Origin of the sequence: Brevibacillus fortis, assembly GCF_046196545.1 — a bacterium.
GTDB lineage: Bacteria > Bacillota > Bacilli > Brevibacillales > Brevibacillaceae > Brevibacillus > Brevibacillus fortis_A.
Genome location: NZ_CP176370.1, coordinates 5,377,827 through 5,402,219 on the forward strand (window position 1 = coordinate 5,377,827; position 24,393 = coordinate 5,402,219).

At 47.9% G+C, this 24,393-nt stretch carries 26 protein-coding genes and 2 riboswitches; of the genes, 6 read left to right on the forward strand and 20 right to left on the reverse strand.

Annotation, left to right across the window (positions count from 1 at the left end):
- Window positions 1-5 precede the first annotated feature (5 nt).
- The 11 genes from ACKKE8_RS26150 to ACKKE8_RS26200 form a co-directional block, all read right to left on the reverse strand.
- Window positions 6-1,205 carry a bifunctional 3,4-dihydroxy-2-butanone-4-phosphate synthase/GTP cyclohydrolase II gene (locus ACKKE8_RS26150; protein ID WP_409175585.1) on the reverse strand — a complete coding sequence of 400 codons (1,200 nt, stop codon included), beginning with the start codon at window positions 1,203-1,205 and terminating at the stop codon, window positions 6-8.
- 16 nt (window positions 1,206-1,221) lie between these two features.
- Window positions 1,222-1,878, reverse strand: coding sequence for a riboflavin synthase (locus tag ACKKE8_RS26155; RefSeq protein WP_409175586.1), 657 nt, complete (start codon window positions 1,876-1,878; stop codon window positions 1,222-1,224).
- A 19-nt stretch (window positions 1,879-1,897) separates the two neighbouring features.
- The gene (gene ribD, locus ACKKE8_RS26160) at window positions 1,898-3,004 is read right to left on the reverse strand and encodes a bifunctional diaminohydroxyphosphoribosylaminopyrimidine deaminase/5-amino-6-(5-phosphoribosylamino)uracil reductase RibD (RefSeq protein ID WP_409175587.1); all 1,107 of its coding nucleotides are present in this window, start codon (window positions 3,002-3,004) and stop codon (window positions 1,898-1,900) included.
- A 134-nt stretch (window positions 3,005-3,138) separates the two neighbouring features.
- A riboswitch (FMN riboswitch) is annotated at window positions 3,139-3,283 on the reverse strand.
- Between the two features lie 112 nt (window positions 3,284-3,395).
- Window positions 3,396-3,543: riboswitch (FMN riboswitch) on the reverse strand.
- A gap of 67 nt (window positions 3,544-3,610) precedes the next feature.
- On the reverse strand, window positions 3,611-4,279 hold the full coding sequence (locus tag ACKKE8_RS26165; RefSeq protein ID WP_409175588.1) for an HAD family hydrolase: 669 nt from the start codon (window positions 4,277-4,279) through the stop codon (window positions 3,611-3,613).
- Window positions 4,276-4,818, reverse strand: coding sequence for a YdbC family protein (locus ACKKE8_RS26170; protein ID WP_409175589.1), 543 nt, complete (start codon window positions 4,816-4,818; stop codon window positions 4,276-4,278). Before ACKKE8_RS26170 ends, ACKKE8_RS26165 begins: the two co-directional genes overlap by 4 nt.
- 85 nt (window positions 4,819-4,903) lie before the next feature.
- Window positions 4,904-5,686 carry a hypothetical protein gene (locus ACKKE8_RS26175; RefSeq protein WP_409175590.1) on the reverse strand — a complete coding sequence of 261 codons (783 nt, stop codon included), beginning with the start codon at window positions 5,684-5,686 and terminating at the stop codon, window positions 4,904-4,906.
- A 28-nt stretch (window positions 5,687-5,714) separates the two neighbouring features.
- Window positions 5,715-6,413 (reverse strand): hypothetical protein, encoded by a 699-nt coding sequence (locus ACKKE8_RS26180; protein WP_409175591.1) that lies wholly within the window; start codon window positions 6,411-6,413, stop codon window positions 5,715-5,717.
- A 247-nt stretch (window positions 6,414-6,660) separates the two neighbouring features.
- A complete protein-coding gene (locus tag ACKKE8_RS26185; RefSeq protein ID WP_409175592.1) occupies window positions 6,661-7,569 on the reverse strand; it encodes a c-type cytochrome in 909 nt (302 codons plus the stop codon).
- A 158-nt stretch (window positions 7,570-7,727) separates the two neighbouring features.
- Window positions 7,728-9,107, reverse strand: a complete 1,380-nt coding sequence (locus ACKKE8_RS26190) for a sigma-54-dependent transcriptional regulator (RefSeq protein ID WP_409175593.1) — start codon at window positions 9,105-9,107, stop codon at window positions 7,728-7,730.
- A 7-nt stretch (window positions 9,108-9,114) separates the two neighbouring features.
- Window positions 9,115-11,298, reverse strand: coding sequence for an ATP-binding protein (locus ACKKE8_RS26195; RefSeq protein WP_409175594.1), 2,184 nt, complete (start codon window positions 11,296-11,298; stop codon window positions 9,115-9,117).
- Window positions 11,295-12,290, reverse strand: coding sequence for an ABC transporter substrate-binding protein (locus ACKKE8_RS26200; RefSeq protein ID WP_409175595.1), 996 nt, complete (start codon window positions 12,288-12,290; stop codon window positions 11,295-11,297). Before ACKKE8_RS26200 ends, ACKKE8_RS26195 begins: the two co-directional genes overlap by 4 nt.
- Before the next feature lie 192 nt (window positions 12,291-12,482).
- Here ACKKE8_RS26200 and ACKKE8_RS26205 point away from each other — a divergent pair, with 192 nt between their 5' ends.
- On the forward strand, window positions 12,483-13,472 hold the full coding sequence (locus ACKKE8_RS26205; RefSeq protein WP_409175596.1) for an aldo/keto reductase family protein: 990 nt from the start codon (window positions 12,483-12,485) through the stop codon (window positions 13,470-13,472).
- On the opposite strand, the gene ACKKE8_RS26210 is transcribed toward ACKKE8_RS26205, so the two are convergent.
- The 3 genes from ACKKE8_RS26210 to ACKKE8_RS26220 form a co-directional block, all read right to left on the reverse strand.
- Window positions 13,469-14,350 carry a LysR family transcriptional regulator gene (locus tag ACKKE8_RS26210; RefSeq protein ID WP_409175597.1) on the reverse strand — a complete coding sequence of 294 codons (882 nt, stop codon included), beginning with the start codon at window positions 14,348-14,350 and terminating at the stop codon, window positions 13,469-13,471. The two genes, ACKKE8_RS26205 and ACKKE8_RS26210, sit on opposite strands and share 4 nt — an antisense overlap.
- Before the next feature lie 78 nt (window positions 14,351-14,428).
- The gene (yunB, locus tag ACKKE8_RS26215; protein ID WP_053079626.1) at window positions 14,429-15,154 is read right to left on the reverse strand and encodes a sporulation protein YunB; all 726 of its coding nucleotides are present in this window, start codon (window positions 15,152-15,154) and stop codon (window positions 14,429-14,431) included.
- A 66-nt stretch (window positions 15,155-15,220) separates the two neighbouring features.
- A complete protein-coding gene (locus ACKKE8_RS26220) occupies window positions 15,221-16,372 on the reverse strand; it encodes an MFS transporter (RefSeq protein WP_409175598.1) in 1,152 nt (383 codons plus the stop codon).
- A gap of 400 nt (window positions 16,373-16,772) precedes the next feature.
- On the opposite strand from ACKKE8_RS26220, the gene ACKKE8_RS26225 reads away from it, so the two are divergent.
- Complete coding sequence (locus tag ACKKE8_RS26225; RefSeq protein WP_409175599.1) at window positions 16,773-17,240, forward strand: cysteine dioxygenase; 468 nt, start codon at window positions 16,773-16,775, stop codon at window positions 17,238-17,240.
- A gap of 19 nt (window positions 17,241-17,259) precedes the next feature.
- Here the strand turns inward: ACKKE8_RS26225 and ACKKE8_RS26230 are convergent, their stop codons facing one another.
- The 3 genes from ACKKE8_RS26230 to ACKKE8_RS26240 form a co-directional block, all read right to left on the reverse strand.
- Window positions 17,260-18,576, reverse strand: coding sequence for a globin-coupled sensor protein (locus tag ACKKE8_RS26230; protein WP_409175600.1), 1,317 nt, complete (start codon window positions 18,574-18,576; stop codon window positions 17,260-17,262).
- 124 nt (window positions 18,577-18,700) lie between these two features.
- Window positions 18,701-18,841: a hypothetical protein gene (locus ACKKE8_RS26235; RefSeq protein ID WP_409175601.1), complete on the reverse strand. Its 141-nt coding sequence runs from the start codon at window positions 18,839-18,841 to the stop codon at window positions 18,701-18,703.
- Window positions 18,831-19,490 carry a hypothetical protein gene (locus tag ACKKE8_RS26240; protein WP_409175602.1) on the reverse strand — a complete coding sequence of 220 codons (660 nt, stop codon included), beginning with the start codon at window positions 19,488-19,490 and terminating at the stop codon, window positions 18,831-18,833. The genes ACKKE8_RS26235 and ACKKE8_RS26240 overlap by 11 nt, the downstream gene beginning before the upstream one ends.
- A 118-nt stretch (window positions 19,491-19,608) precedes the next feature.
- On the opposite strand from ACKKE8_RS26240, the gene ACKKE8_RS26245 reads away from it, so the two are divergent.
- The 3 genes from ACKKE8_RS26245 to corA are packed head-to-tail and all read left to right on the forward strand — an operon-like array spanning window position 19,609 to window position 21,411.
- On the forward strand, window positions 19,609-20,289 hold the full coding sequence (locus ACKKE8_RS26245) for an NAD(P)H-binding protein (RefSeq protein WP_409175603.1): 681 nt from the start codon (window positions 19,609-19,611) through the stop codon (window positions 20,287-20,289).
- A gap of 47 nt (window positions 20,290-20,336) precedes the next feature.
- Window positions 20,337-20,513, forward strand: coding sequence for a hypothetical protein (locus tag ACKKE8_RS26250; protein WP_409175604.1), 177 nt, complete (start codon window positions 20,337-20,339; stop codon window positions 20,511-20,513).
- Complete coding sequence (corA, locus tag ACKKE8_RS26255) at window positions 20,476-21,411, forward strand: magnesium/cobalt transporter CorA (protein WP_409175605.1); 936 nt, start codon at window positions 20,476-20,478, stop codon at window positions 21,409-21,411. Before ACKKE8_RS26250 ends, corA begins: the two co-directional genes overlap by 38 nt.
- Here corA and ACKKE8_RS26260 read toward each other — a convergent pair whose 3' ends face one another.
- Window positions 21,412-22,506, reverse strand: coding sequence for an HD-GYP domain-containing protein (locus ACKKE8_RS26260; protein ID WP_409175606.1), 1,095 nt, complete (start codon window positions 22,504-22,506; stop codon window positions 21,412-21,414). It lies immediately after the preceding gene.
- A gap of 158 nt (window positions 22,507-22,664) precedes the next feature.
- Here ACKKE8_RS26260 and ACKKE8_RS26265 point away from each other — a divergent pair, with 158 nt between their 5' ends.
- Window positions 22,665-23,678: a DUF2804 domain-containing protein gene (locus tag ACKKE8_RS26265; protein ID WP_409175607.1), complete on the forward strand. Its 1,014-nt coding sequence runs from the start codon at window positions 22,665-22,667 to the stop codon at window positions 23,676-23,678.
- Window positions 23,679-23,751: 73 nt separating this feature from the next.
- Here the strand turns inward: ACKKE8_RS26265 and ACKKE8_RS26270 are convergent, their stop codons facing one another.
- Both ACKKE8_RS26270 and ACKKE8_RS26275 read right to left on the reverse strand, forming a co-directional pair.
- The gene (locus tag ACKKE8_RS26270) at window positions 23,752-24,054 is read right to left on the reverse strand and encodes a YunC family protein (protein WP_409175608.1); all 303 of its coding nucleotides are present in this window, start codon (window positions 24,052-24,054) and stop codon (window positions 23,752-23,754) included.
- A 70-nt stretch (window positions 24,055-24,124) separates the two neighbouring features.
- On the reverse strand, window positions 24,125-24,364 hold the full coding sequence (locus ACKKE8_RS26275) for a DUF6154 family protein (protein WP_047073055.1): 240 nt from the start codon (window positions 24,362-24,364) through the stop codon (window positions 24,125-24,127).
- Between the last annotated feature and the right edge of the window lie 29 nt (window positions 24,365-24,393).

Here is a 24,393-nt window from a genome sequence, read left to right on the forward strand (position 1 = left end):
TCTCCTTATCCGTGCAGATGAAGCAGGTGACCCAGCTTCTCTTGTTTTGTTGATAGGTACTGTTTGTTGTGCAGATGCTCCGGCATTTGAAGTGGCACCCGTTCTTCTACTGTTAATCCGTAACCGGTAAGCGCGCGGATTTTTCGTGGGTTGTTGGTCAAAAGCCGCATGCGTTGCACTCCTATATCTCGCAAAATTTGCGCACCGATACCGTAATCTCGCAGATCAGCGGCGAAGCCTAGCTTTTCATTGGCCTCAACAGTATCCAAGCCTTCCTCCTGCAACTTGTAGGCACGCAGCTTATTCATCAAGCCAATGCCTCTGCCCTCTTGGCGCATGTACAATAAAATGCCGCGTCCGTTCGCTTCGATCTGCTCCAATGCAGCGTGCAGCTGTGGACCGCAGTCGCAGCGATGAGAGCCGAAAATATCTCCTGTCAGGCACTCCGAGTGCACGCGAACGAGGATGGGCTCATCTGGTCCGATGTCTCCCTTGATGAGAGCCACATGCTCTTTGCCATCCAGCTCGTTCGTATAGGCCGCCATCCGAAAATCACCGTAGGCGGTCGGAAGCTGCACTTCGATTTCCCTTTTCACCATGGATTCCGTCCGCATCCGGTACGCGATCAAGTCTGCAATCGTAATCAGCTTGAGATCAAAGCGGCGTGCGATCTCTACCAATTGCGGCAGACGTGCCATGGAGCCATCCTCGTTCATAATTTCGCAAATGACTCCCGCGGGTTTGCCCCCCGCCAAGCGAGCCAAATCAACCGCCGCCTCCGTATGTCCCGCTCTGCGCAATACACCGCCAGATTTCGCGATTAACGGGAAAATGTGTCCCGGTCTGCGGAAATCTTCTGCGGTCTTCTGCTCATCGAGCATCGCCAAGACCGTCAATGAGCGCTCATGAGCGGATATCCCTGTGTGTGTACTCCCTTCATCGATGGACACGGTAAAAGCCGTTCCTTGCTTGTCTGTATTGGACTTCACCATCGGATGGAGCTGCAAGCGAGTTGCGTGCTCTTCTGTCACCGGTACGCAAACGAGTCCTCTCCCATGTGTAATCATGAAGTTGATCATTTCAGGCGTAGCCGCTTCGGCCATGCAGACAAAATCTCCTTCGTTTTCCCGATCCTCATCATCTACCACGATGACCGCCTTGCCCTGACGCAAATCTTCCAATGCTTCTTCTATGCGATGAAACATGCTTTTTCCCTCCTACTCACGCGAAGCCGTTTTCCTGCAAAAAGGCTAGACTGAGCCCGCTAGATTTCTCAGTACCGCCATGGTTTTGATAACCTAACAAACGCTCCACATATTTGCCGATGACATCTGTTTCGAGATTCACCAAGTCCCCAGGTCGTCTGTCGGCAAGACTCGTATTGGCCAGCGTATGCGGAATGATCGAAACGGTAAAACCGATATCGTTTACGTCCACCACAGTGAGACTGATGCCGTCAATGCAAATCGATCCACGGGCAATAACGTACTTCAACAGTTGCGGTTTCGCCTCAATCCGAAACACGACAGCATTCGCATTCACCTCTCGTGAAGCAACCATTCCGGTCCCATCTACATGTCCGGAGACGATATGCCCGCCAAAACGGTCCCCCAGCCGCATCGCTCTCTCCAAATTCACTCGCTGTCCGCTCCGTAATTGCCGCAAGCTCGTCTTGTTCATCGTCTCTGGCATCACATCGACGCTAAACTGACGATTCGTATAAGAAGTAACCGTAAGGCAAATGCCATTAACCGAGATACTGTCCCCGAGCTTCACCCCTTCGAGTACCTGCTGTGCGCGGATGACCAGTCGACTCGCCTGCTCGTTCCCTTGAATCGCTTCCAATACGCCCACTTCTTCGACCAGTCCCGTGAACATGCTCTCTCCTCCTCACTTGCTACGCCTGATCCTCCCATTGTGGGTACCCGATGATCTGTACATCACCTTTCCCGATCGGTGTGATCGTGACATTTGTCAGCTGTACCGCTTCTCCCATCGTCGCAAAGCCTTGACCACCGAATGGAGAGGGCGCGCTGCTTCCCCCGATCAGCTTTAGCGCGATATGGCTCACGATCTTTTGAATCGCTCTCGCCTGCAAAAAGGAGCCATTGACCTCCTGCCCGCCTTCTACAAGCAACGAGGTAATCCCCAGTTCTCCCAACGTATCCAGCACCTTTTCCACGCGAATTGGGGCATCCGTTGTGATGACCTTTACTCCTCTTGCCGCAAGCAGCTCCTGCTTTTCCCTTGAGGCTGCATCTGTCGTAAAGATCCACGTCTTCGCATCTGTATTCTGGACGACACGGGCATCCAGCGGCGTCCGTAATTGGCTGTCCAAAATCACTCGAACTGGCTGGCTTCCAAAACGCTGCTCTTCCTGGCGCGCCGTCAACAATGGGTCATCAGTGAGAATTGTCCCAACCCCGACCAGGATCGCATCGTGCTGCCTGCGCAGTTCATGCACCTCTGCCCGAGCCTCTGCTCCCGTAATCCACCGACTGTGTCCCGTGAACGAAGCGATTTTCCCGTCCAATGTACTGGCCGTCTTTACCGTCACAAATGGACGTCTGGTCTGAATGTAATGGAAAAAGACTTCATTGAGCGCCCTCGCTTCCTCTTCTCTCACGCCCACCGCCACATCCAGCCCTGCTGCCCGCAGCATCTCCATTCCTCGTCCCGCCACCAGTGGATTCGGGTCGAGCGTCGCTACAACGACACGACGTACATCAGCTGCAATCAACGCCTCTGCACACGGCGGTGTTTTCCCGTAGTGACTGCAAGGTTCAAGCGTCACGTACACGGTCGCGCCTTGCGCTTTTTCCCCTGCCATCCGCAGTGCGTGTACCTCAGCATGGGGCTCTCCTGCTCGCAGATGCGCTCCCATTCCCACGATGGTTCCATCCTTTACAATCACAGCTCCGACCATGGGATTCGGGCTGGTTTGACCTCGTGCCGATCGTGCCAATTCCAGCGCCAGTTCCATGTACTTGCTGTCCTGTTCCATACCGCACTCCTTTCTGTTCCATCATTCCAGCCAAGCACAACGCAAAAAGCCCTTGAAACCTCAAAGCGTTTCAGGGCATAGGGAAAGAAGCCTTCCTCTCATCTGTTTTTGCAAAAAACAAATGAAGAAAGCACAAAAATCTTCTTCCATCCGGACTGTACCGTCGGCTCTGGGTTTTCACCAGATCAGTCGCTGCAAGCGTGGTCAGCGAGTCGCGGGCTCAGACGTACGTACGTCATTACCGCCGGTCAGGAATTTCACCTTGCCCTGAAGATTGTCGCTATGAAGTTTTACGAAAAACAAAAACGCCCGTGAATAGTATGCTCAGGGCGTCGAGAAAGAAGCCTTACTTCAACCGTTTTTCAAAAAAAACGGCGAAATAGGCCATTCCAAATACCTTCTCCCATCCGGACTGTACCGTCGGCCTTGGATTTGCACCAAGTCAGTCGCTATCAACTGCTTCGATAGCGAGTCGCGGGCTCAGACGTGCGTTCGTCATTACCGCCGGTCGGGAATTGCACCCTACCCTGAAGGCTGGTATTCAGTTATGCAAAGTATAGCATATTTTTCTCTATTGTCTGTAATCATTTATTGGGGAAGTGCACTTTACCCTTGCTCGCACTCTTCGAGGACGGTCAGGAGTTCTTTCAAATCGGTTATGTATGCAGCAGGCACAACGCCATTTCGCTCCATATCTTGCTCCTTCCCTTGATACGCAATAAATGCGACATCACCATCGCATGCCGCCTTTCCATCGATCCAAGAATCCCCGATCATCGTCCAGGCTGAGACAGGCCAATCTGGCTTGCGGCTGCGGATATAGTGAATGCCACTCGGAGACGGCTTCAAGGTCGTCATCTGCTCGCGGGCGACGATTTCGTCAAAATAGGTGGCGATTCCCGTCTGATTCAACGCCTCCTCTGCGGCGGCGTATGCGTTATTGGTCAAGATGTACAGTCGGTAGCTGCTCTTCAACTGCGCAAGAACTTCTACTGCATGCTGCTCCAGAACAGCACCGTGCATCCCTTCCTTCTCAATGGTGGTCACTGCCTCCCACATCGCTTGTTCCAGTTCACTCGTCATCTGCTCCGATTTTCTGCCAATCTCAATGAGCTGTGATGCGGTATACTTCTCCCAATCGAGAGTCGGCTCTACAATTCCATTGTCCGCCCACAGCTGAAAAATGGCCCGCTTCATTTCAGCAAAATTGATTCGGGATTGCAGCAGGGTATTATCCATATCGAAAATAATGCCTTTTAGATCGGGTTTGCTCATTTGAGGTCTCCTCTTTTGACAACTCTCCATGCCTGTTCTAGAGCGACGGTGTGGGCTTGAGCGACTCCCGTCTGTGCCAGCTGGTCGTTTTTCCACAAAGACGCCGCTATATATTGCAGACTGTCCTTCAAGCTTTGTCCAACGATCCCTCCCGGCACTGCCCTAGCTTCTGCGAGTACGTTGTTTTCGCTTCCACAGACTACCCGAAGAATTTGAGCGCTTTCCAACCCATCCAACATCTGACGCTCGTCACTATATGTGAGCTTCGAGAATAGTTGCACGGATATGGCTTCGTATGTCTGGGCCTGCCCCGTCTGATGAAAAATAGGATCGTGATCCTTCTCCATGAAAGATTGATAGTGCTCTCTACTTTCCCAAACAGTAAGAATACATGCTTCCAACGGCTGATGCTGGTTCCAGCCTCCGACTTGTCCCAGGAAGCCTGTTATTTCCTCTAATGGTCTCCATTTCGCTTGGGCATGGGAAAACGATTGCTTCTGATTTTCCGTTACTTTACACGTAATCCATTTGATCAGCATTTCGAATCCTCCTACGATCATCTACAAAAAAGGAAAAGCGACAGCTCTACACTGTCGCTCTTCTCCACCAACTACGGATATTCCTTTATTTTTCCTTTTTCTTCGGGCTAGGAAACAATGCAGAAGTAACAGGGGGTAAAGAATTTGCTACATCAATCAATTTCTGCTTGGCTACATTACCAGAAACAACAATTGTCTTTTCGGTATCAAAGTAATACAAGTAGCTATTTTTCAAATGATCCTTACCTATATATGCTTCGTTCCCATTTTTTAGAAAGATCGTTTCGCGATCAGAACTGGGTGTAAACGGAAAGCGTTTATATACGGTAATTGTAACGATCTCTTTTTCGTTTGCAAACACCCAAGCATTCACTTCTTTTTCTGGCACACTCATTTTTGTTGCATTGAACTTTTCAAAAGGTAATTGTAAACCTTCTTTATCTGCAAACTCGGTATTCCCCAACAACCTTACAAGTCCATAAACTCCCCAACTAGCTGAGGGATTAAGTTCATACAAAAAAACGGCAAAATTGTTTTTTCCCTCTGGAGAACGTATAGCCACTATACTCTTTTGTCCGAGGGTCGTTTCGAAAATGACAGAATCCTTCTTAGGAAATTCTGTTGTTCCATCTTTAAATCCTACCTCGTATTGATGGACAACAGCTTCAGAAGGAGAAGAGACATTTTGAGGTGGATCAACAACCTTTACCCACTCCACTTCTTTTACTGCATGATCATCCGGTTTAGGAGCTGCAGTATTATTAGGCAGCACTTTGTCGTTCTGATTGGCAAGTTTCGTTTCCTGGCACCCTAATAAGAGGCTACATACAGCTAGGAGCAATATAGGTATTAGGAGTTTATTTCTCATTCTCAACTCTTCTCCTTCTTTGCAGTTATTAGAATTTTTCTGTTCTTGCTAGTTTGGCTTTGTGTTTTGGTCCTATTACCTTGATTCTCTTTTTGTCTTGAATTTTGCAAGTGGGGGTTACATAGTAATGATCTCCTTCCCAAGTCTCCGTATAAGCACCATAATCAATCCATCCCCACTCACCAGGGCCTACTGTAATGGTAGTTGACTCTTCTGTCGTCCATGTTATGCTACCGCCTATTTCGAAGCCTGCTGTCGCTTCGATTACACCCCAATTCCATTTGCCTGATCCAGTAACTTTACCTGAAATCGTAGTGCTGGAACTTAATTTCGATGTTTCAGTCAAATCTCTACTGGTTTTATTGATAACTCTCGTTCCAGAATCCCCTAGTTTGAAGCCGCTTGCTGTTCTTTTCGCTGTAAATACCCATTCACCTTGATCACATCCAGCTGTGGGTCTTACTTTACGCGCATCCCCTCTATTTGACGTCGTTGATGTATTTGAGGTAACATGCGGCAAATTCGTGATTCTATTTTCATTTACGAAATTATAAATCTCGCTGTTCGGTACTTTATACTCCATTCCATCGATGTAATAGTAGCCAGCTTGAATATTACCAATATTCGGATCTATTTTTGCATTTGCTTGTAATCCCCCAGAAGTTACAAGAGAAGCGCCAATAATTGTAGCCATTGATACTGAAAACAGTTTTGATTTTTTGTTCATTCCCGTTTACCTTCCTTGTTTTTATATTTTTACTATTCTGGTTTACTATACCATTTTTTTACAAATAATCCACAAAAATAGTGATGATTCTCACAATGTATTGTTAAGCACAAAAAAACAGAGGCTATCCCAAAAGTAGAATTCTACTTGAGAACTGCCTCTGTTCTTTTCATCTACTGTTGCTTTCTTCAGCCAATTATGTGCAAACGAAAGGGACAGCCCCTTTTGGGGGTCAGATGCCGAGTTCCTATTGCTTCTTCTTGGCGCTGTCTACTTCATACGGCACATCCTTTGGAACTCCTCCAGCTGGCCAGTCTTGTGCCTTTTTGGCAAAGTCCGGACGTGGCTTGGACAAAATATAGGCTGCTAGGTCCGCTGCTTCTTGATCCGTTAACGAGCCTTGCTTAATACCGCCCATTTCCCCTAAAGGCATGTTGCGCTGAATGTACCCAGCAGCTTTGGAAATTCGGGCCATACCTGCACCAATATTGAAGGAGTTATCCCCCCATAGCGCTGGTCCAGAGTTTGGTCCTGTTCCTGAACCATCGGCTGCATGGCATTGTATACACGATTTTTGAAAGAGTGCTTCTCCATTTGCCACATTCGGTTGAGGTATGCTCTTCATATCATTTTTCTCTATCCACGGGCGCTCTTTGATTCCTACTGGTACATCTGTTGAGATATAGGTCAGATAGGCGACCATCGCTCTCATTTCATCGCTGTTGTAAGGCAATGGCTTTCCGTTCATGCTTCGTTGAAAACAACCATTGATGCGATCCTCAATGGTAAGCACTTTGCCAGACCTTGGAATGTACTGGGGATAGACTGCGGTGACACCCGTTAAAGGAGAGGTCGCATCCATTCCGGCATTACCGTGACAACTGGAGCAGGAGAGCTTATTCCCTGTGTATTCAGGGATCGCTGTGCTCGTTTCATTCATTAACTTATGTCCATACTTAATCGATTCTCCCAATGGCCCTTCTGGCACCTTGTCCAGACTAGGCGGGGTGTAGGTATCTAGATTGCTCGCTCCCGTTGCCTCACTCGCTGTTGAGGTGGGTTGAGCGGTCGGCTGTGTAGCGCAGCCTGCAAAGACCAGCATCGCCACTACTACCATAGACAGCTTCTTCCAGCCTGTCTTCTCTTTTTTGATCATAGGTCTCACTCCTCCATGTTGATCGTGCATTCACAACAGGAGAGTAGCAAGAGGCGTGCCATACGATAGAAGCAGGGAAATGAATGGCTTAACGCTCTCAAACAGCATGAAAAAGAAAAGACTTTGCCAAAATGTCATAGTCAGTATGCGACAAAATGTCACGGTCGCAGCTCGTACTCTTCGATTTTTCGGTACAGATTACGTACGCTGATCCCCAGCTTCTCTGCTGTCTTGGTCTTGTTCCATTGCAGAACGTCCAGCACATGCTTGATATGTTCTCGCTCCACATTTTTCAGTAAAAATGCCTCTTTTTCCCCAGTCTCTGCTGATGAAATGAGCTTCTTATCTGACGGGTTTTGAGGTACTTGCTGTTCGTGAGGAAAGAGATCCTTGTCGTCAATTTCCTCTCCTTTTGCCAAAACGACAGCACGTTCGATCATATGAGCCAACTCCCGAACATTCCCCGGGAATGAGTAGGCCAAAAGAGCTGCCTGCGCTTTCACAGAAAGCGGTTTGACTGGATACTTACGCTTGAGTCGATTTAAAAAGAAAGCCGACAGTGGCAAAATGTCCTCTCTTCTCTCTATGAGAGGTGGAATCGTTATATCCATGACATGCAGACGGAAATAAAGATCGGATCGGAACGTTCCTTCTTCTACTTTCTTTTCTAGGTCGGCATTGGTAGCAGCAATGATACGAACATCCACCTTGTGCAGAATCGGGCTCCCTATTCGGCGAAATTCGCCGGATTCCAGAAAACGGAGCAGCTTGACCTGCAAAGGAAAAGGCAAGTCCCCTACTTCGTCCAAAAAGAGCGTCCCTCGGTGGGCAATCTCTACCAGTCCCTTTTTCTGAGCAGTTGCGCCTGTAAAAGCTCCCTTCTCATGCCCGAACAGTTCACTTTCCAGCATCGTTTCTGGTATCGCCCCCAAATTGATCGGTACGAATGCCTCTGATGCTCTCTCACTACATTCATAAATGAGTCTCGCGATGACATCCTTCCCTGTTCCACTTTCCCCTTTTAAGAGAACGAGAAAATCCGTACTCGCTACTCGCTTGGCAGTTGCTAGGACCTCTTTTAGCTTCGGGCTTTCAGCAACGATTTGAAACGTCGTTTTCCCGTTTGTCGATAGAGCTTCTCTCAACTGTTGGTTTTCCTCGGCCAACTGCTGTTTTTCGACGGCCTTGGAAATCAAAAGCTCTAATTCATTGAGGTTGTAAGGCTTTGTCAAATAATCATAAGCGCCGCGTTTCATCGCTTCGATAGCTGTTTCGATTGTTCCGTGCCCGGTCACAACAATGATTTGAATGGCAGGAGAGGTTTCCTTGCACCATTGCAGAAAGGAGAGGCCGTCCATCCCGGGCATTTTCAAATCAAGCAGAATGACATGAATCGTTTCGCTGGTTACTAGCTTCTGTGCGCTGATTCCGTCAGCTGCTTCGAGCGTGAAATATCCCTTTCTCTGTAATCGACTGGTTAATAGATGGCGGAAATCTGCTTCGTCATCAACGATGAGTATACGAGTGTCAGCGTGCATCTTTTGTTCATTCCCCCTTTGCCGACGGCAGGATGACCGTAACAGTTGTGCCTTTGTTTGGCGTGCTTTCGATCTCGATTTCTCCGCCTAAATTCGTCACAATCCCGTAGCAGACCGATAACCCGAGACCAGTCCCTTTTCCAGGTGGCTTGGTTGTATAAAACGGCTCCAAAACATGGGGCAAATCTGCTGCGGGTATACCGCATCCATCATCTCTGATCCACAGACGGATTCGATCATTCGATGGTGAATCAGATGCTATCTCAATGTTTCCTCGCTCCGTAGTCGCGTACAGCGCATTGGTTAACAAATTGAGCAAGATCTGCTGAAGTTGTCCAGGCGTAGCGAGAAGAAACGGAGCAGAGGCCAACAGAGACTGGTTTATCGTTACCTGTTTGACACGTATTTCATGGGACAGAAGAATGAGAATGTCTGATAGCACTTGATGAATATCTACTTTTTCTACGGTTACGGGTGATTTCCCCGAAAAGTGCAGCAATCGGGTCGTGATTTCCTTGCAACGGTTAATTTGTTTGTCCATCGTGTCCAAGTATTGGGTAAGCTCTCCTGTGTCCTGCAAATCTCGAATATCCTCGTCCACTAGACGGTCTCGCAAGTCTTGACCATACAGCGACAGAATGCCTAATGGATTATTGATTTCATGCGCAATGCCCGACGCCAAGAGTCCAATAGCAGCGAGCTTGTCTGCTTGTGCGATAGCGGCTTCTAGCTCTCGTTTCTCCGTGATGTCCTCGATGACCTCTAGAAAAGCAGACGACTCTTTCTCCGGATGCAGAGGGAAAACCTGATGTCGATAAGATCGGACACGTCCATCCTGGTCGACTCTGGAGGAAATAAGGTCAGTCTGTTTTTGGTTTACCATATGTCGCGTTCGGAGCATGCAACTACTGCATGAGCTAAATTGCTGACCAATCGTCTGATGGCAGTCTTTCCCCAGAAGATTAGCATCCTGGAACCACGCCGACGCTGTTTGATTAATCCAGCGAATGTGAAAAGATTCATCTACCAGAATCAGCCCCATCCCCATACCACTGACGACCAGATCAAGCCGTTTCTTTTCTTCGAGAAGCTGATTGGTCTTCATCTCCAGACTTTGTGCCATTTCATTGCAGGACGCTGCTAGCCTGCCAATTTCATCTGAGGTCGTCACTGATATTCGTACGGATAAGTCGCCACCTGCGATTTTTTGCACAGCGAATTCGATCTTTTCCATTAATCGGCTAAACGAGACAGAAAACACAATGCTAATTCCCAAAACGATAAGTGCGATAAATAAGGTCGCAAAGAGCAGAGATTGTTCCAATTTTGAAAAGGCAGCAAACGCCGTTTGGCTCGACTGCTCCAGCATAATGACCCAATGTGTGACAGAAGAGCGCATGGCATAGTTGACCATGACATCTCCATTGGAAGCTTGATACGTCCGAATACCAGGCTTTTCAGTTCGATCTGGTAGTGTCCAGGAGGGAGGAACCGCTTGTTCATAATAGGTGAAAGAGCCATCAGAAGGCTTGCCCAACATAAACGGATCGGCAAACCTATCGCTTTTCCCATCTGTGACGAACAAATAGGCCTCGTTTTCATAGCGAGCTCGCAGTGTGACTTGTTCGAGTAACTGTTTTACATTGAGCTTTGCGTACATGCCGCCTTTTACACCGTTGGCAGATACATGAGGGATCGCGACCGTTACCAGCAGCTTCCCTTCTGCTGATCGGACAATGCTTCCGATGTACGGTTTTCCCGACTGGATCGTGGAAAGAAATTGGTTATCTCTCTCCTTGGGTGTGTCCAGCCTATGATGTTTCCAGCGATTTAGCAAATAATGCGGCTCACCATCCTGTTTAAAAAGCGCGACTTCCTCCATGTATGGAGAAGTTTTCAATAAGGTATTCAACAAGAAATAAGCATCATCATCGCTAGGGCGCTCATTAAGAAAACGCTGCTGAACCACCTGCATGGATTGGGACGTATGTAAAAAAAGCATATCTAACTGCGCCAACGTATTTTCCACGTAGATCTGATTGGCTCTGTCTACCTCTTCTCGAACCTTATCTTTACTGGTATGCAAATTGATATAACCAAGAATCAGAAAAGGGATGATGGACATGCATAGCCCAAACAGGAGCATTTTTGTCTTCAGTCGATTGATGCGCGGTAGTCTGCTCCTCCTCATTCGTTCCTTACTCCATACCATTCTTGAGCCAATGACCACTGTTGATCGGTTACGGTAATGGGAAGCTTGGACAGGGAAGTGGCATTGACAGCTAACCGCACGTCATCCGGCCATTCGATTGACAGATCTGTAGGAGGGACTCCATCCAACACCCGAGCCACCATCTGAGCAGCCTGCATGCCTTGTGTATGAAAGGAAACGCCGTAAGCGGCATACAAACCAGCCTTCACCTGCTCGGGGTAAGATCCCATGACAAACAATTGCTTATCGATCAAAAGAGGCAAGCAATCGGTAATCGCGTCTTCCAGAACATAGCTAGGTAAAGGAAGCATGGCGTCGTATTCTCCTGGAGAGAGCCTACTGAGCAAGTCCTCTAAATCTCTTGGGGAAGCAATCTGCTCCACCTGCAAACGGACGCCAAGCAAGGAAGCAGCTGACCTTGCTTCTACGATGGCTTGCTCTGTCGTAGGAGCATGAGAATCGGCGATGATCAGAATACGCTTGGCCTCAGGCAACAAACGAGTTGTCAGCTCCAATCTTTTCCCAATCACATTCATTTGGCCATTGCTGATTCCACATGTAACCGTCCCCTCGGTCTCAACAAGGGGTAGCTCGACCAATGAGGCGACACCAATAAAAACAATGGGAACCGTCGTTGATGCCTGTTGAATCAAAAAGGTCTCGTGCGCCCCTGTCGTGACGATTACATCAGGCTTTTTTGAAATCAAGTCCTGGACAATGGAGTGCTCCTCTTCTAGCGTCTGAACCGTATTCAGATAAACAGGCGCATACTGAACACGTGTTCCTTCACTGAGACCTAACGATTGCAATCCTGCCTTCAATCCCGCTACTTTATCTTTTCGATCCTCATTGGCAATCACAATTCCTATCGTGTAAAGATCGACATCCTGTTTTTGCTGACTACTGGACCAATCGAGCAGAGTTCCTGCCACTAACAAGATGAGAAAGAGGATTTTCCTTTGTTTCTTCATAGATATCACATCCAACTCTCATCATAGCGGCAAATGATTGCAGAGAATGTGAATATTTAACAAACCTTGGTAAATCAATACAGACTGGTCTAAGTAATATGTTTTTCATATTATTTATGACTGTTTTATATATTTTTCATATTTAATTACACTTGTTATAATCTGTTTAAATTTGGAAGGGGGCAGGACTTCATGGAATATCGGAAACTTGGCAAAAGCGGCTTGTCCGTAAGCGAAATTGCATTGGGAAACTGGATCACTCACGGTGCACAAGTAGATGACACCACAGCACAAGCCTGCGTACATGCTGCATTAGACGCTGGAATCACCACGTTCGATACTGCTGATGTGTATTCGGAGACAAGAGCGGAAGCGATTTTGGGTGAGTCTTTAAGGGGGATTCGTCGTGAAAGTGTTGAGTTGTGCACGAAGGTTTTTCATCCGACCGGTACCGGAAAAAATGATCGGGGTCTCTCCCGTAAACACATCATGGAAGCCTGCCACGCTTCCCTTCGCAGATTGCAAACCGATTACATTGACATCTACTATGCACACCGTTTTGACCCAACTACATCGCTGGAAGAAACATTTTTGGCCTTTTCCGATTTGGTTCGGCAGGGAAAGGTTCTTTATGTAGGAGTAAGTGAATGGACGGCAGAGCAAATAAAACTGGGAGCGGCTCTGGCAAAGGAATATCGAGTTCCCTTCGTAGCCAGTCAACCCCAGTATTCCATGTTGTGGCGTGTAATTGAAGCCGAGGTCATTCCAGCGTGCGAGAGTGAAGGAATCGGACAGATTGTCTGGTCACCACTGGCGCAAGGCATTCTCTCCGGAAAATATGCACCCGACAAGCCAATGCCTGAGGGCTCCCGCGCGGCTTCGACCGCCGGATCTCCTTTTTTCGATAAACTAGTTGGACAATGGCTGCAAAAAGAAGTTCTTCAGGTAATAGAGCGAATCAAGCCGATCGCACAAGAAGCCGGTTTGACGCTTCCGCAACTTGCCGTTGCATGGGTTCTTCAAAACCAGCATGTATCCTCCGCTATTATTGGCGCCTCGAGCCCCGAACAGATCAAAGAAAACGTCAAAGCTGCAGGAGTCAAGCTAGATCCTCAGGTTATGAAGCAAATCAATCACATGCTGGCTAGTGTCGCAGAGTTTGATCCCAAGAAAACAGGCTAAGATGTCGTTTCTTCCATCACATCCAGAAAGTTTGCCAGAACAGGCTCGCTTCTATCTGTTTTCCAAGCGGCATAGAGTGGGACTAGTGGTGGCTCTTCGATAAAAGTTCGGAATACGACATCACTGCGTTGGAAAACAGCTACCGAAGAGGGAACAATGGAGATACCAATACCAGCAGCTACCAGATTCACAATCGTATACATTTGAACAGCTTCCTGCACGATGTGAGGCAAAAATCCGTGTTGCCTGCAAAAGTCTAAAATGAGGTCGTGAAACGAAGTCCCCATCCGATGCGGAAACAAAATAAAAGGCTCGTCCGCTAATGCCTGTACAGAAAGGGCTGGATGTAAGGCAAGGGAATGATTCTTGGGCAGTACGGCAACAAGTGTTTCGTTGGTAAACAAGCGCGAAGTGATATGGATGGACGGTTCTGCCACACGAAGGAAGCCAACATCAATTTTCCCATCCGCTAAAGCTTTCCGTTGCTCGGCAGATGTCATTTCTAATAGGGACAGCTCCACCTCGGGAAAACGCTCCCTAAATTCCTTTATGACGTTAACCAGCATACCGCCAACTGCCGAATCTACAAATGCAATGGATAAATGTCCAATTTTCCCTTGGCTTGCCCTTTTTGTTCTCGTAACGGCTTGTTCCAACTGGGAAACAATTCTCCTGGATTCATCCAAAAAAACCGCGCCTGCTGCCGTAAGACGAACCTGTCTCTTGGTCCTCTCCAACAGCTTCACACCAAGTTCTTCCTCAAGACTTTGAATTTGTTGAGTCAACGGTGGTTGCGTCATATTCAGTTTACTCGCAGCGCGATTGAAATGCAGTTCTTCTGCTACTGCAATAAAGTAGTGTAGTTTTTTCAAATCCATGATTACGCTATTCCTTCTTTCATACAAGCCTTTAAAAAAAGCGACAGCAACGCGCTGCCGCTTTTTCCTATTCCGCGATTAAGGAGTGCTGTTCGGTGTATCCCCAGGGATCCGTGGCACATCCGGCTTGCCTTCAGGATTGTTGTACAAATACGTCGGTACATCACCAATGATCAAGGAGTGGGTGATCGGAATTTTCGTCGTGACCGTCTGCTCCTCAGTCGCAAAAGGGATAACGATGCGCAGATCGACTTCTACGAAAATATATACCGTCGCCAGCACCATATTGATGCCTGCTTCCTTCAGCTCTGTCTCCAGCTTGGTCTTGACCGAGCCGATGGGCACGAAAGTCACTGGCAAATTCGGCCCCATCGATGCCAAAAAGGAGTTCCCGGTAGCCAAACCAAGCGGGATCGTACGGTCTACTTTTTCTTGCTCGAACTCTTGGAGCTTGTTCTGGACTCTCGCTGTTGTTTCACCCACGATTCTCGCATATTCCTTGAAATTGAACTGATACGCCTGAATCTGCCCCTCGTTGTTCTTCTCGATTTTGACAATCTGATTGAAGTCGACGCCTTGCTGCGAAATCCGCTTGGTTACGGCATCTGTTATCGCTTCTTTCGCCAATTGCTCGGCTTTTTGCGTCGCCAGGATCAAGAGAGTAGGCTCCAATCGATTTTGCAAAAACACAAGTGTCTGTATCGTCAAAACAAAAAAGATAACCAACGCGATCAAAAACGCTTTCGTACGTGAAAGCGGGTTTCTCCAACGCCGACGGGGTCGAAATACGGCCAATCCCGACACCTCCCAACTGGTACATCCTATGGTTAGAAGGTTGAAAAAAGACTACGTGTATCGGGAGGCCGATTTCTATTTTTTGGGGGAAAAAACGAGATACAAGCCAAATCCAATCAGCCCTGCGACAAACATCAATTGGGCAAAGACCAGCATCCCAAATAAAGTGAAGGCACCCGCCAAGAATGGAGCCATGAGAAAACCAGCGAAGTACCCGCTTCGACTCAAGAGCCCCTGCACCCCCATCACCTTGCCGCGAAGCTCGTTTTGGGCTTGTTGCAAAAGTGTGCTCTCATACACCTGTGCTGCGCCGGAAAATAGACCCGCAAAAATCAAGAGCAATAGCACAGACACAGCATGGTTTGCCGCGAATGCTCCTACAATCCCCACGGAAAAAACAGCATAAGCGACGAGCATCCCATTAACCAGCTTCACCCGCAAACAAGCTGCCACATAGGAGCCAATCAAGCCTCCGACGCTCATCGCCGTCCACATCAACCCGTGCAAGGTAGCGTCACTACGCAATTGATCCGCCAAAAAAGGCAACCCGTAATTATACGCAGACGTACTGAGCGATACGAGAAAAGCTAACAGGCTAATCGTCAGAAGCACGGGTGTATCCCGCAAGTAACGAAGGGTGACACGAAAGCTGCTCGCTGCTTTTGACGTAGCTAGCGCATTGTCCCCCTTCTCCTCCCAACGAAGTCTTGTCAGAATCCATGCAGAGAAAAGAAAGCTGGCGGCATCCAAAGCGATCACAATCGTATAACCATAGTGATCTGTCAGCCATCCTCCCAGCATGAAGCCCATAATGCCTACCAAAGACTCCAGCCTGACCTTTAATCCATTGACCTGAACCAGCTGCTCACTCCCAAATATTTGTGGCAAGGATGCCTGAAAGCTAATATGAAACAGCGTATACAGCATTCCATTGAGAAAAGCCGCTGCGACTAAAACATACGGCGTCGGATAAAATGCGATGGCCAAAATAGCAAGACCGGCCCCCATGTCGCTTGCGATCATGGTACGCCTTCTGTCCATTCGATCAGCCAACATACCTGCTAGGGGACTAAACAGCATTCCCCCTAATTGTCTTGCAACGAAAAAAGCGGTCATCCAATAAGCACTATGTTCAAATGTAAAAATCAACGCGCTACACGCGATCAAATTCATCCGTGATCCCAAGGATGACAACGCATTGACATACAAATACCATTTCTTATTCATCTGCATCCAAACCTCCCGATCATGACAGGTGGTTTGAATCAACGCCCCCCTCTAGTGGGTGCGTACACTGATTATGGCAGTTGACATGCGCATGCCTCCTCTTGAATGAAAATCAAAAAAGCTTTTGTTACTCGAAACATTCAGAAGGGGGACGCTTCCCCAAATCGTCCTGTACGGCATTTGTTGCCGTACTTCCATAATAGGTGGTGAGGCAGCTGATTGTCGATAGCACAAAAAAGGACGCTTTTCTTTAAAAGCGCCCCAAATTCAAGTAATCCTGTTGATTTACAATGTAATAATAATGGTAAATAATTCCCTTTTGGACGAGCTCAGGCTATCACTACTCTTGAAATTTGATCATATGGTGTAGGGAGTATGACTTTCGTTTGGGAGGTTTTTTATGAATCTGGAACGTCTGGAACAAGCATTTGGGTCCCTTGTTTCGCCTACTCCTGCCCAGCTTAGACACGCTCTCATTTCCTTGTCTCCCTGCATGGAACAACTCGGCCCATACATCCCGGAGCCGCTAAACCTGCCCTATGGACGCAAAGTATTATTCTCCACGCCACATGTAGAGGTTGTCTTGATCCATCTACCGACAGATCAGGAATCCATTCCGCATAATCACGGTGAGTCTTTTGGATGGGAATTGGTAGTCTCAGGTACGCTAACGAATATGATTTATGTCCAAACGAATAATGAAAATGAAGTACAACGAGCACAAACCACTCATGTCAGCACGGGTGAATACTATTTTGTAGAGCCTGGGGAAATTCACGCCATTCGCAACAATGGACAAAGTCCGGTTGTTTCCGTAAACGTCTACAGTCCTCCATTGCGTAATTGCCGCCAATATTGCTCCCTTTGAACCGATAACTTACTATTTTTTACAGATTTTCCGTTATTTCTGATAGTTCATCCGCAGAGCTGGCTACCTGTGCCACCGCTTGGTTCATATCCTCCATGACTTTGAAGAAGTTTTCCAGCTCCCGCTGAATCCGTGAGCTCTGATCTTTACTGTCTGAGACAGCGCTCATGATTCCTTCAAAAAAGGCATTCGTCTCGTTTGCTACCGCCGTGCTCGATTGGACCAGCGCTTGAATTTCTACCACGACAGACGATAGGACCACTGTCTGTTGGTTCGTCTTCTCGATCAGCTCACGTACACCGAATACTGACTTTTTGGTCTGTTCTGCCAGCTTGCGTACCTCATCGGCTACGACGGCAAATCCGCGTCCCTGTTCGCCAGCACGTGCTGCTTCAATCGCAGCATTTAACGCCAAGAGATTTGTCTGCTCAGCAATTGCCGTCACGACCTCTACAATCCCTTGAATTTTTTCTGCGTTTTCCTCCATCGCGTTCATTTCTTCCGAGATTTGCTTGACGCTGCTCTGAATCAAGCACATTTGTTCCTGTTGTTTTTCCAGCTTTTCTTTGCCTTCACGGGACAGGTCTTGTGCTTTCGTGGAAAAGCCCGTGCCATTTTCAGCAAAACGAAGCACTTCTCTCGACTGTTCTGTCAATTGCACAACAGACGCGCTGTTTTCTTCTGAGACCGCTGCCAGCTCATGCGCAGAATTGGTCAGGAGGATTCGCAGCTCGTCCTTTTTGTCTTGTTCCGCTCGCCGCGCCTTTTCATGCTCGTTTTCGTATTCCTCCAGCACAATTTGCTGTTCGATGTTGAGAATCTTCGTGACAACCGTGAGGGCTTGTACGAATTCGTCCTTGTCCGCGATGTTTTTTTGCAAGAGATCTATCAAGGAAACCTGTATGTTTTGGAATGCACCCAAGTACCATTTTGGTTCCAAGCCAATTCGCATATGAATAACCGCAATTCTACTGCGCTGTTCTATGTAAGCGCTATCGATGCGTCCGCAAAACATTTCGCAGATATGGCGGTTCAGCGTTAATTTCAACCGTTCAATCGTGCTGTTTTGGTTGACAATCTTCATTAAAAGTGGTTCTTTTTCAATACTGGCATAAAAACAGTCGACAATAGCCTCAATATTTTGAATGATAAGTGGCTGAAGTGCTTTCACAATGGTCAGGTCTTCTTCGGTCAGATTAATCATTGCTAGTTGCTTCGCGAGGGTGCTTTTCCCTCCAATGTGCACTTCCCCCTTTTCCTTCACCCCCTGAAAAAAAGATTCACTTTTTCCTTTCCCTTTCAATCCAAAAAAGGTGGAAAACGGACATGTGCTCATAGCCTGAACTCCTTTTATCCGAGTACATATATCTCTGGAATATCCTTTCAATTATATACCCCTTTACAAACGGGTGTAAACCGCCCAACTTGACTACGGGCAGTTGAATGAGCCTAGCTAACGCCTACATTTCCGCTTTTCTCACGACTGCCCGTTGCAGCTTCCAGCTCGTCTTGTCCCACTTCCAGTACGACTCCACATACGCGATCGTATCGGCGTTGGCAACACCGCTGACTCTCTGCTCCCCTTTTAATTCACATACCATCGCGGTTCTCATCGATGGGCTTGAGTACGCTGAACGTGTTAGGCATGACTTCTACTGGCGAAACCAGCTTCCCGTTCTTGTATACACCATTTTCTTCATAGATTTTTTTGCGATCAGACAAATTGAGAACGACAGTCTCCCCCGTCTCCTTAATCGTCAATGGTACTTTGTATTGGTCCTGGTAGGAGCCCGAAATCGTCAAGGGCTGGGGAACTGGCAGAATCGCCGGCTTATTGTCCTTGTCTGCGAACAAATAAAACTCAGACGTCCCTGCACTGCCCCCAGTCGGCGCCTGAAGCAAAATTTGTTGCACACCCCCTCCAGTAAAATCACAAAAAAACATCTCCGGCTGATAAGCGCCATACGGTGTTGTAAAAAAGGTTGTTTTTTTCGCAACGGGGTCTTGAATCATGATTTTTAGGTGTTCGAAGTAAGGACTGTCTGCCGCAAACCTCTTTCCTAGCAACGTAACGAAATCCGGCCGACCATCGCCTGTCACATCCTGCCGCTTGATCTGGATTTGCTCGAACACAGTTGGAGGAGGCTGTACTTCTCTCACCTCCAGGGCAAGAGCGGCTTGTCCCCACCCGCCTCCTGTCAACATCCATACGATACAGCCAATCATACCTGCTCTCTTGCTTGTCCACATATCGATACATCCACCTTTTCATCTGTTCAGGTTATCTGTAGTATGCAAAAAATGGCTTTGGTCAAACCGTCCGAAACGGTAAAATAAGAGAGAGGGATCGTAGAAAGTGAGGAACACTATGGCAATAAAACGTGCGGTATTATTTGGAGCGACCGGACTCGTCGGCCGTGCATTGCTGCAGCTTCTCTTGGAAGATGTCACATATGGAAAAGTCATCGCTGTCGTCCGCAACGAGCTCCCTTTCACGCATCCTCGCTTGCAGACAGTCGTCATTGACTTTCGTCAGTTGGGAGATTGCCGACAGTTTTTAGAAGGTGCAGACATCTTTTGCTGCTTGGGGACAACTATGAAAAAGGCTGGAAGTCGCGAGGCGTTTCGCAAAGTGGACTATCAGTACCCGATCGAAATAGCTCGTTTGGCAAAAGAAGAAAGCGCCAGCCAGTTTCTCATCATCACAGCAATTGGCGCAAATAGCCGATCCGTCTTTTTCTATAATCGTGTAAAAGGTGAACTGGAGGAAGCACTTCGCGAGCTGGCGCTTCCCAGTCTACATATGTTCCACCCTTCCCTTTTACTGGGCCAGCGCCAGGAACACCGTCGATCGGAAGAACTCGGCGCGAAACTATCCCAATCACTCTCGTTTCTCTGGATCGGACCGTTACGCGCCTATCAACCTGTCACAGCAACCGATGTCGCAGGAGCCATGCATCACATCGCCTCTCTTGGACTGGCAGGTGCGCATGCGTACGAATCAAGGGAATTACCACAGCTAGCCGCAGCGGGAAAAAGGACGAGTTGACGTTCATACGTATAGGGTGAAGGCTTACATTAAGGAGGCGAACTTGCATGACGACTCCCAAGCAACAGCGTGCATCACAGAATCCGCCTAGCCGCCGAGCACTTCGTTCTGCTTATGAACTGATTCTCACACAAATCTGGCCCCGTCTACCCGCCGCAACCGAATCCACTTGCAGGAGAATCAATCATGAAGATCAGACTCGTACAAAACGGAATCATCACTGAGATAGAAGACATCGAAGAGGCTGCTACTCCACCTGTGAACGGGTTTTACTGGATTCATGCCACGCCATTCGATTTGGATATTTTACAGCCGCTGTTCGGACTGCATCATCTGGCTGTCGAGGACTGCATCGACGAGGAAGAACAGCGGCCCAAGTTGCAAAATTACGATGATCATTACTTTATGGTCATCAATGGCATTACCTTCCACAATCATGATATCTTCTTGCGCGAGATCAATATTTTTTTGGGCAGCAGCACCATCATCACCGTAACGAAGCAGGAGGCCCCCGAATTCACTACCATGCTGTCGATCATCCGGGAAAAAGAAGTCAATCGCCCCGATGCGTTTTTGTACTACTTGGTAGATCAAATTGTCGATCTTTATTTTGATGTGACCGAAAAAATTGAAGACCTGCTTGAAGATCTGGAAGAGCAAATTTTGATGCACACGAAAAAATCCCATCTGGATCAAATTATCGGGCTACGCAGTGAAATCTTGTACGCCCGTAAAATGCTCGTTCCCCAGCGGGATTTGATTGACGCCCTACATAAAAAAGAACTCCCGCTGATTCAACCTTATCTGCGGAAGTACTTTGGCGATATTGTAGAGGATGCCAGCAAAATTGTAGAGAGCTTTGAAGCTTTTCGCGAGCTCATCGGAAACTTGCGCGAAGCATATCAAGCAGCGCTAGCCGGCAGAGCCAACGATATTATGCGTGTTTTTACCGCCTTGACGACAATTTTTATGCCGTTGACGATTGTGACCGGTATATACGGGATGAACTTTGATGTGATGCCTGAGCTGCGTTCACCCTACGGCTACTACATCGTCCTAGGATGTATGGCTGCCATCGGCACGACGATGTTTCTCATTTTCAAAAAGAAGGACTGGCTCTGATTATACCAAATCGCCACTGGCGATGATCATGAGCGTCAGCATTTTGGACAAGTCACACTCATAGGGTTGCTCGATATCCCGACCTTCTTCATCCACCAGGACTCTGACGATCGGACGGCTCGGCAATCCTTTGTTCGAATCGACGACGACACCAGACATACCATTGTTCAGGGTGACAGTCAGACCAACAGGGTAGAGTGCAATCGTATTTCGCAAAGCCTCTACATACACATGGTCAAACAGTTTGCCTGAACCGGAGTAGAGCACCTCCATCGCTTCATGAGGGAGCATTCCGCGACGGTATACCCGATGCGACGTCAGAGCATCGAATACATCGGCCACAGCCATCAAGCGACCAAACGGATGAATCTCTTCTTTTTTCAGGTGACGCGGATAACCGGAGCCATCCCAGCGCTCGTGATGCTGAAAAGCGCAGTGGGCTGCGAGCAACGGGATGTCGTCTTGCCGACGCAGCATTTCAAAACCGATCTCCGTATGTCTTTTCATGATTTCATATTCTTCTTGCGTAAGGCGTCCCGGCTTTTTCAATATGTTGTCTGGGATATGCACTTTTCCGATGTCGTGGAGCATACCGCCAATACTAATCTCCAATACGTCTTTTTCCGAACAGCCGGTATTTATGGCGAGAGCTGTGCTATACAAGGCAACGTTAAATGAGTGCGTGAATATGTAATTGTCGAAGGCGCAAGCATCTGCCAATAAATTCATGGCTGAATCACAGTTGTTCAATTCATCTGCAACGGTTTGCATGACATCCCGCAGCTTACGTCCCAAACCTTTGTCCGAAAAAAGCTGCTGCCATTTGTCCGGGACTTGATGAACAGTTCGGAATGTATCGTGAATCAGGGACATTGCTTGTCTGCGAGTATTTTCGGAAATGACTGTCTCCACAATGATATCATCCGTGCGCTTGTCTTGGATGTAGAGACTGTTCACGTTTTTACTTTTAAGTCGAGTTATCATTCGTTGGGTTAGTTCTACTCCGGCGCCAACGAGAATCGTTCCATTCTCTGTATAGATGGAACGAGCCAGTTTATCACCCGGCTGGCATTTTTGAATGGATTTCAGTCGCATTTCCTTCCGTCGCCTTTCCTCAGGGTATCACTATTATAGCGTGATTCGACTTGATTCTACATGAAATTTTTTCTAGATTTTCTTTTCATGTCTATCGAGGAAAGACACTTGAGACGCGTTTGTCTGGAAGAATCCTTGTATGCAAGGGAGATGATCGTATGCCGCTTATCGAAAAAGAATTAACGCAGCCTCTTTCATTATGTGATCAGGATGGCCGCTTGCTTCCCGAAGCGATTGGCTGGTCCCGTTATCCGTTGCATGACTGCCAATTTAGCGGGCATTGGCTTCGCCGGAAAAAATGGAATTTTTGGTTTATCACTGCACCTGAATGTGCGATGTCTATTGCGATGGTCAATCTGGATTACGCTGGCATTGTCTTTGTCCATTTTATTGATCTAATGACAGGAGAGACCGCGGACAGTGCCGTAACGGTTCCTTTCGGTGCAGGGATTCGGCTTGGTGCCACCGTAGATGAGCCTTGTCATTTTGCGAGTCGCAAGCTCTCTGTCTCCTTTCAGCCAGGAGCCAGCGGAACGAGCGTAGAAGCGACTGCGATTTGTCCCGGAGATAAAGCTCTCTCGCTCGACATCGTGATTGATCCGCCTTCCGAGTCCTTAAATGTCGTGATCCCGTGGAGTGCGGAGCGCTTTCAGTTCACATCGAAACAAACGGCCCGACCTGTGCACGGAACCATTGCCTATAACGGGAAAACCTATTTGCTCGATCGGCAGAATGCCTTTGCCAGTCTTGATTTTGGACGTGGCGTTTGGCCGTATCACACCCGCTGGAACTGGACGACCTGCTCTTTCCGTCACGCGGAGGGTGTCGCAGGCTTTAACTTTGGCAAAGGCTGGACGGACGGAACGGGTATGACGGAAAATGGCTTGATGATTGATGGTGTCCTCTACAAGCTGAGTGAACAAATTCGTTTTTCCTACGATCCTGACAACCGGATGCTTCCTTGGACGCTTGCGAGTGAAGAATCGTCTGCCGTACGCCTCACCTTTACGCCGCTCTTTACTCGAACCGAGCATAAAAATTTTGCGTTGGTGCGGACCACTCTCCATCAAGTAATCGGTCGTTATGACGGGACCATCTCAACAGCTGATGGAAAAATGATTGCGGTGCAAAGCAAGATCGGAATCTGTGAAGAACAATCAGCCCGTTGGTAAACAAGGCCCGAGAAAACGTAAAAACCTTTGTCATGGGACAAAGGTTTTTTTCTATAGGCAATCCTTTTGTTGTCTACAACATTTTCACGACAGCATCTCGACCAGTCATACCAGCAGTAATCCCCTTCTGCTCCGCCGTCGTCGTTACGGACTCCAGCGGTGCATCCAGCAATTCCTGTATGGTCTTGACCCCTACCGCACGACCGGCAAGAATTTCCCTCGATGCTAACCGCTCATTCAAGAGCCCCACATCCAGTGCTCCACACATGATGTAGCCATGATCGGTCGTTACAGCCAATAGGGTCGTCTTGGGCAAACGCACAGTGACAGCAATAGCCGTACCCTCTGGAAAGTGGATTGGCACTACCTCGACCATCAAGATTCCTCCTTTTCTCTCCCGTCTGTTGGCGTTACCATCCTATGACATTCAGAAGAGAAATGTGAGGTTAATGCATCATGGTTGTGGGGGATTGTTCATCATCCATTGCAACCTTTCTTTTCATCACTTCAATCATATACGTCGCGAGCATGTGAAATAGCTCTTCCTCGTCCATTTCCTCGACCAAGTCCAGCAAATCATCCCGAGACTGCTCCGCGAGAATGCCGACGACAATCGCTGTAATGTCCTCTTCATCGCCATTAAAATGTCCCTTGTACAGCTTGTATACTTCATCAATGAAGCGCATCGATCGTCTCCTCCCGTTTTTCGATAGCA

What these genes read in the sequence shown, in the direction of transcription:
- ACKKE8_RS26150 (WP_409175585.1), bottom strand. Translation starts at nt 1,205, where the DNA reads ATGTTTCATCGCATAGAAGAAGCATTGGAAGATTTGCGTCAGGGCAAG.
- ACKKE8_RS26155 (WP_409175586.1), bottom strand. Translation starts at nt 1,878, where the DNA reads ATGTTCACGGGACTGGTCGAAGAAGTGGGCGTATTGGAAGCGATTCAA.
- ribD (WP_409175587.1), bottom strand. Translation starts at nt 3,004, where the DNA reads ATGGAACAGGACAGCAAGTACATGGAACTGGCGCTGGAATTGGCACGA.
- ACKKE8_RS26165 (WP_409175588.1), bottom strand. Translation starts at nt 4,279, where the DNA reads ATGAGCAAACCCGATCTAAAAGGCATTATTTTCGATATGGATAATACC.
- ACKKE8_RS26170 (WP_409175589.1), bottom strand. Translation starts at nt 4,818, where the DNA reads ATGCTGATCAAATGGATTACGTGTAAAGTAACGGAAAATCAGAAGCAA.
- ACKKE8_RS26175 (WP_409175590.1), bottom strand. Translation starts at nt 5,686, where the DNA reads ATGAGAAATAAACTCCTAATACCTATATTGCTCCTAGCTGTATGTAGC.
- ACKKE8_RS26180 (WP_409175591.1), bottom strand. Translation starts at nt 6,413, where the DNA reads ATGAACAAAAAATCAAAACTGTTTTCAGTATCAATGGCTACAATTATT.
- ACKKE8_RS26185 (WP_409175592.1), bottom strand. Translation starts at nt 7,569, where the DNA reads ATGATCAAAAAAGAGAAGACAGGCTGGAAGAAGCTGTCTATGGTAGTA.
- ACKKE8_RS26190 (WP_409175593.1), bottom strand. Translation starts at nt 9,107, where the DNA reads ATGCACGCTGACACTCGTATACTCATCGTTGATGACGAAGCAGATTTC.
- ACKKE8_RS26195 (WP_409175594.1), bottom strand. Translation starts at nt 11,298, where the DNA reads ATGAGGAGGAGCAGACTACCGCGCATCAATCGACTGAAGACAAAAATG.
- ACKKE8_RS26200 (WP_409175595.1), bottom strand. Translation starts at nt 12,290, where the DNA reads ATGAAGAAACAAAGGAAAATCCTCTTTCTCATCTTGTTAGTGGCAGGA.
- ACKKE8_RS26205 (WP_409175596.1), top strand. Translation starts at nt 12,483, where the DNA reads ATGGAATATCGGAAACTTGGCAAAAGCGGCTTGTCCGTAAGCGAAATT.
- ACKKE8_RS26210 (WP_409175597.1), bottom strand. Translation starts at nt 14,350, where the DNA reads ATGGATTTGAAAAAACTACACTACTTTATTGCAGTAGCAGAAGAACTG.
- ACKKE8_RS26220 (WP_409175598.1), bottom strand. Translation starts at nt 16,372, where the DNA reads ATGAATAAGAAATGGTATTTGTATGTCAATGCGTTGTCATCCTTGGGA.
- ACKKE8_RS26225 (WP_409175599.1), top strand. Translation starts at nt 16,773, where the DNA reads ATGAATCTGGAACGTCTGGAACAAGCATTTGGGTCCCTTGTTTCGCCT.
- ACKKE8_RS26230 (WP_409175600.1), bottom strand. Translation starts at nt 18,576, where the DNA reads ATGAGCACATGTCCGTTTTCCACCTTTTTTGGATTGAAAGGGAAAGGA.
- ACKKE8_RS26235 (WP_409175601.1), bottom strand. Translation starts at nt 18,841, where the DNA reads ATGGTATGTGAATTAAAAGGGGAGCAGAGAGTCAGCGGTGTTGCCAAC.
- ACKKE8_RS26240 (WP_409175602.1), bottom strand. Translation starts at nt 19,490, where the DNA reads ATGTGGACAAGCAAGAGAGCAGGTATGATTGGCTGTATCGTATGGATG.
- ACKKE8_RS26245 (WP_409175603.1), top strand. Translation starts at nt 19,609, where the DNA reads ATGGCAATAAAACGTGCGGTATTATTTGGAGCGACCGGACTCGTCGGC.
- ACKKE8_RS26250 (WP_409175604.1), top strand. Translation starts at nt 20,337, where the DNA reads ATGACGACTCCCAAGCAACAGCGTGCATCACAGAATCCGCCTAGCCGC.
- corA (WP_409175605.1), top strand. Translation starts at nt 20,476, where the DNA reads ATGAAGATCAGACTCGTACAAAACGGAATCATCACTGAGATAGAAGAC.
- ACKKE8_RS26260 (WP_409175606.1), bottom strand. Translation starts at nt 22,506, where the DNA reads ATGCGACTGAAATCCATTCAAAAATGCCAGCCGGGTGATAAACTGGCT.
- ACKKE8_RS26265 (WP_409175607.1), top strand. Translation starts at nt 22,665, where the DNA reads ATGCCGCTTATCGAAAAAGAATTAACGCAGCCTCTTTCATTATGTGAT.
- ACKKE8_RS26270 (WP_409175608.1), bottom strand. Translation starts at nt 24,054, where the DNA reads ATGGTCGAGGTAGTGCCAATCCACTTTCCAGAGGGTACGGCTATTGCT.
- ACKKE8_RS26275 (WP_047073055.1), bottom strand. Translation starts at nt 24,364, where the DNA reads ATGCGCTTCATTGATGAAGTATACAAGCTGTACAAGGGACATTTTAAT.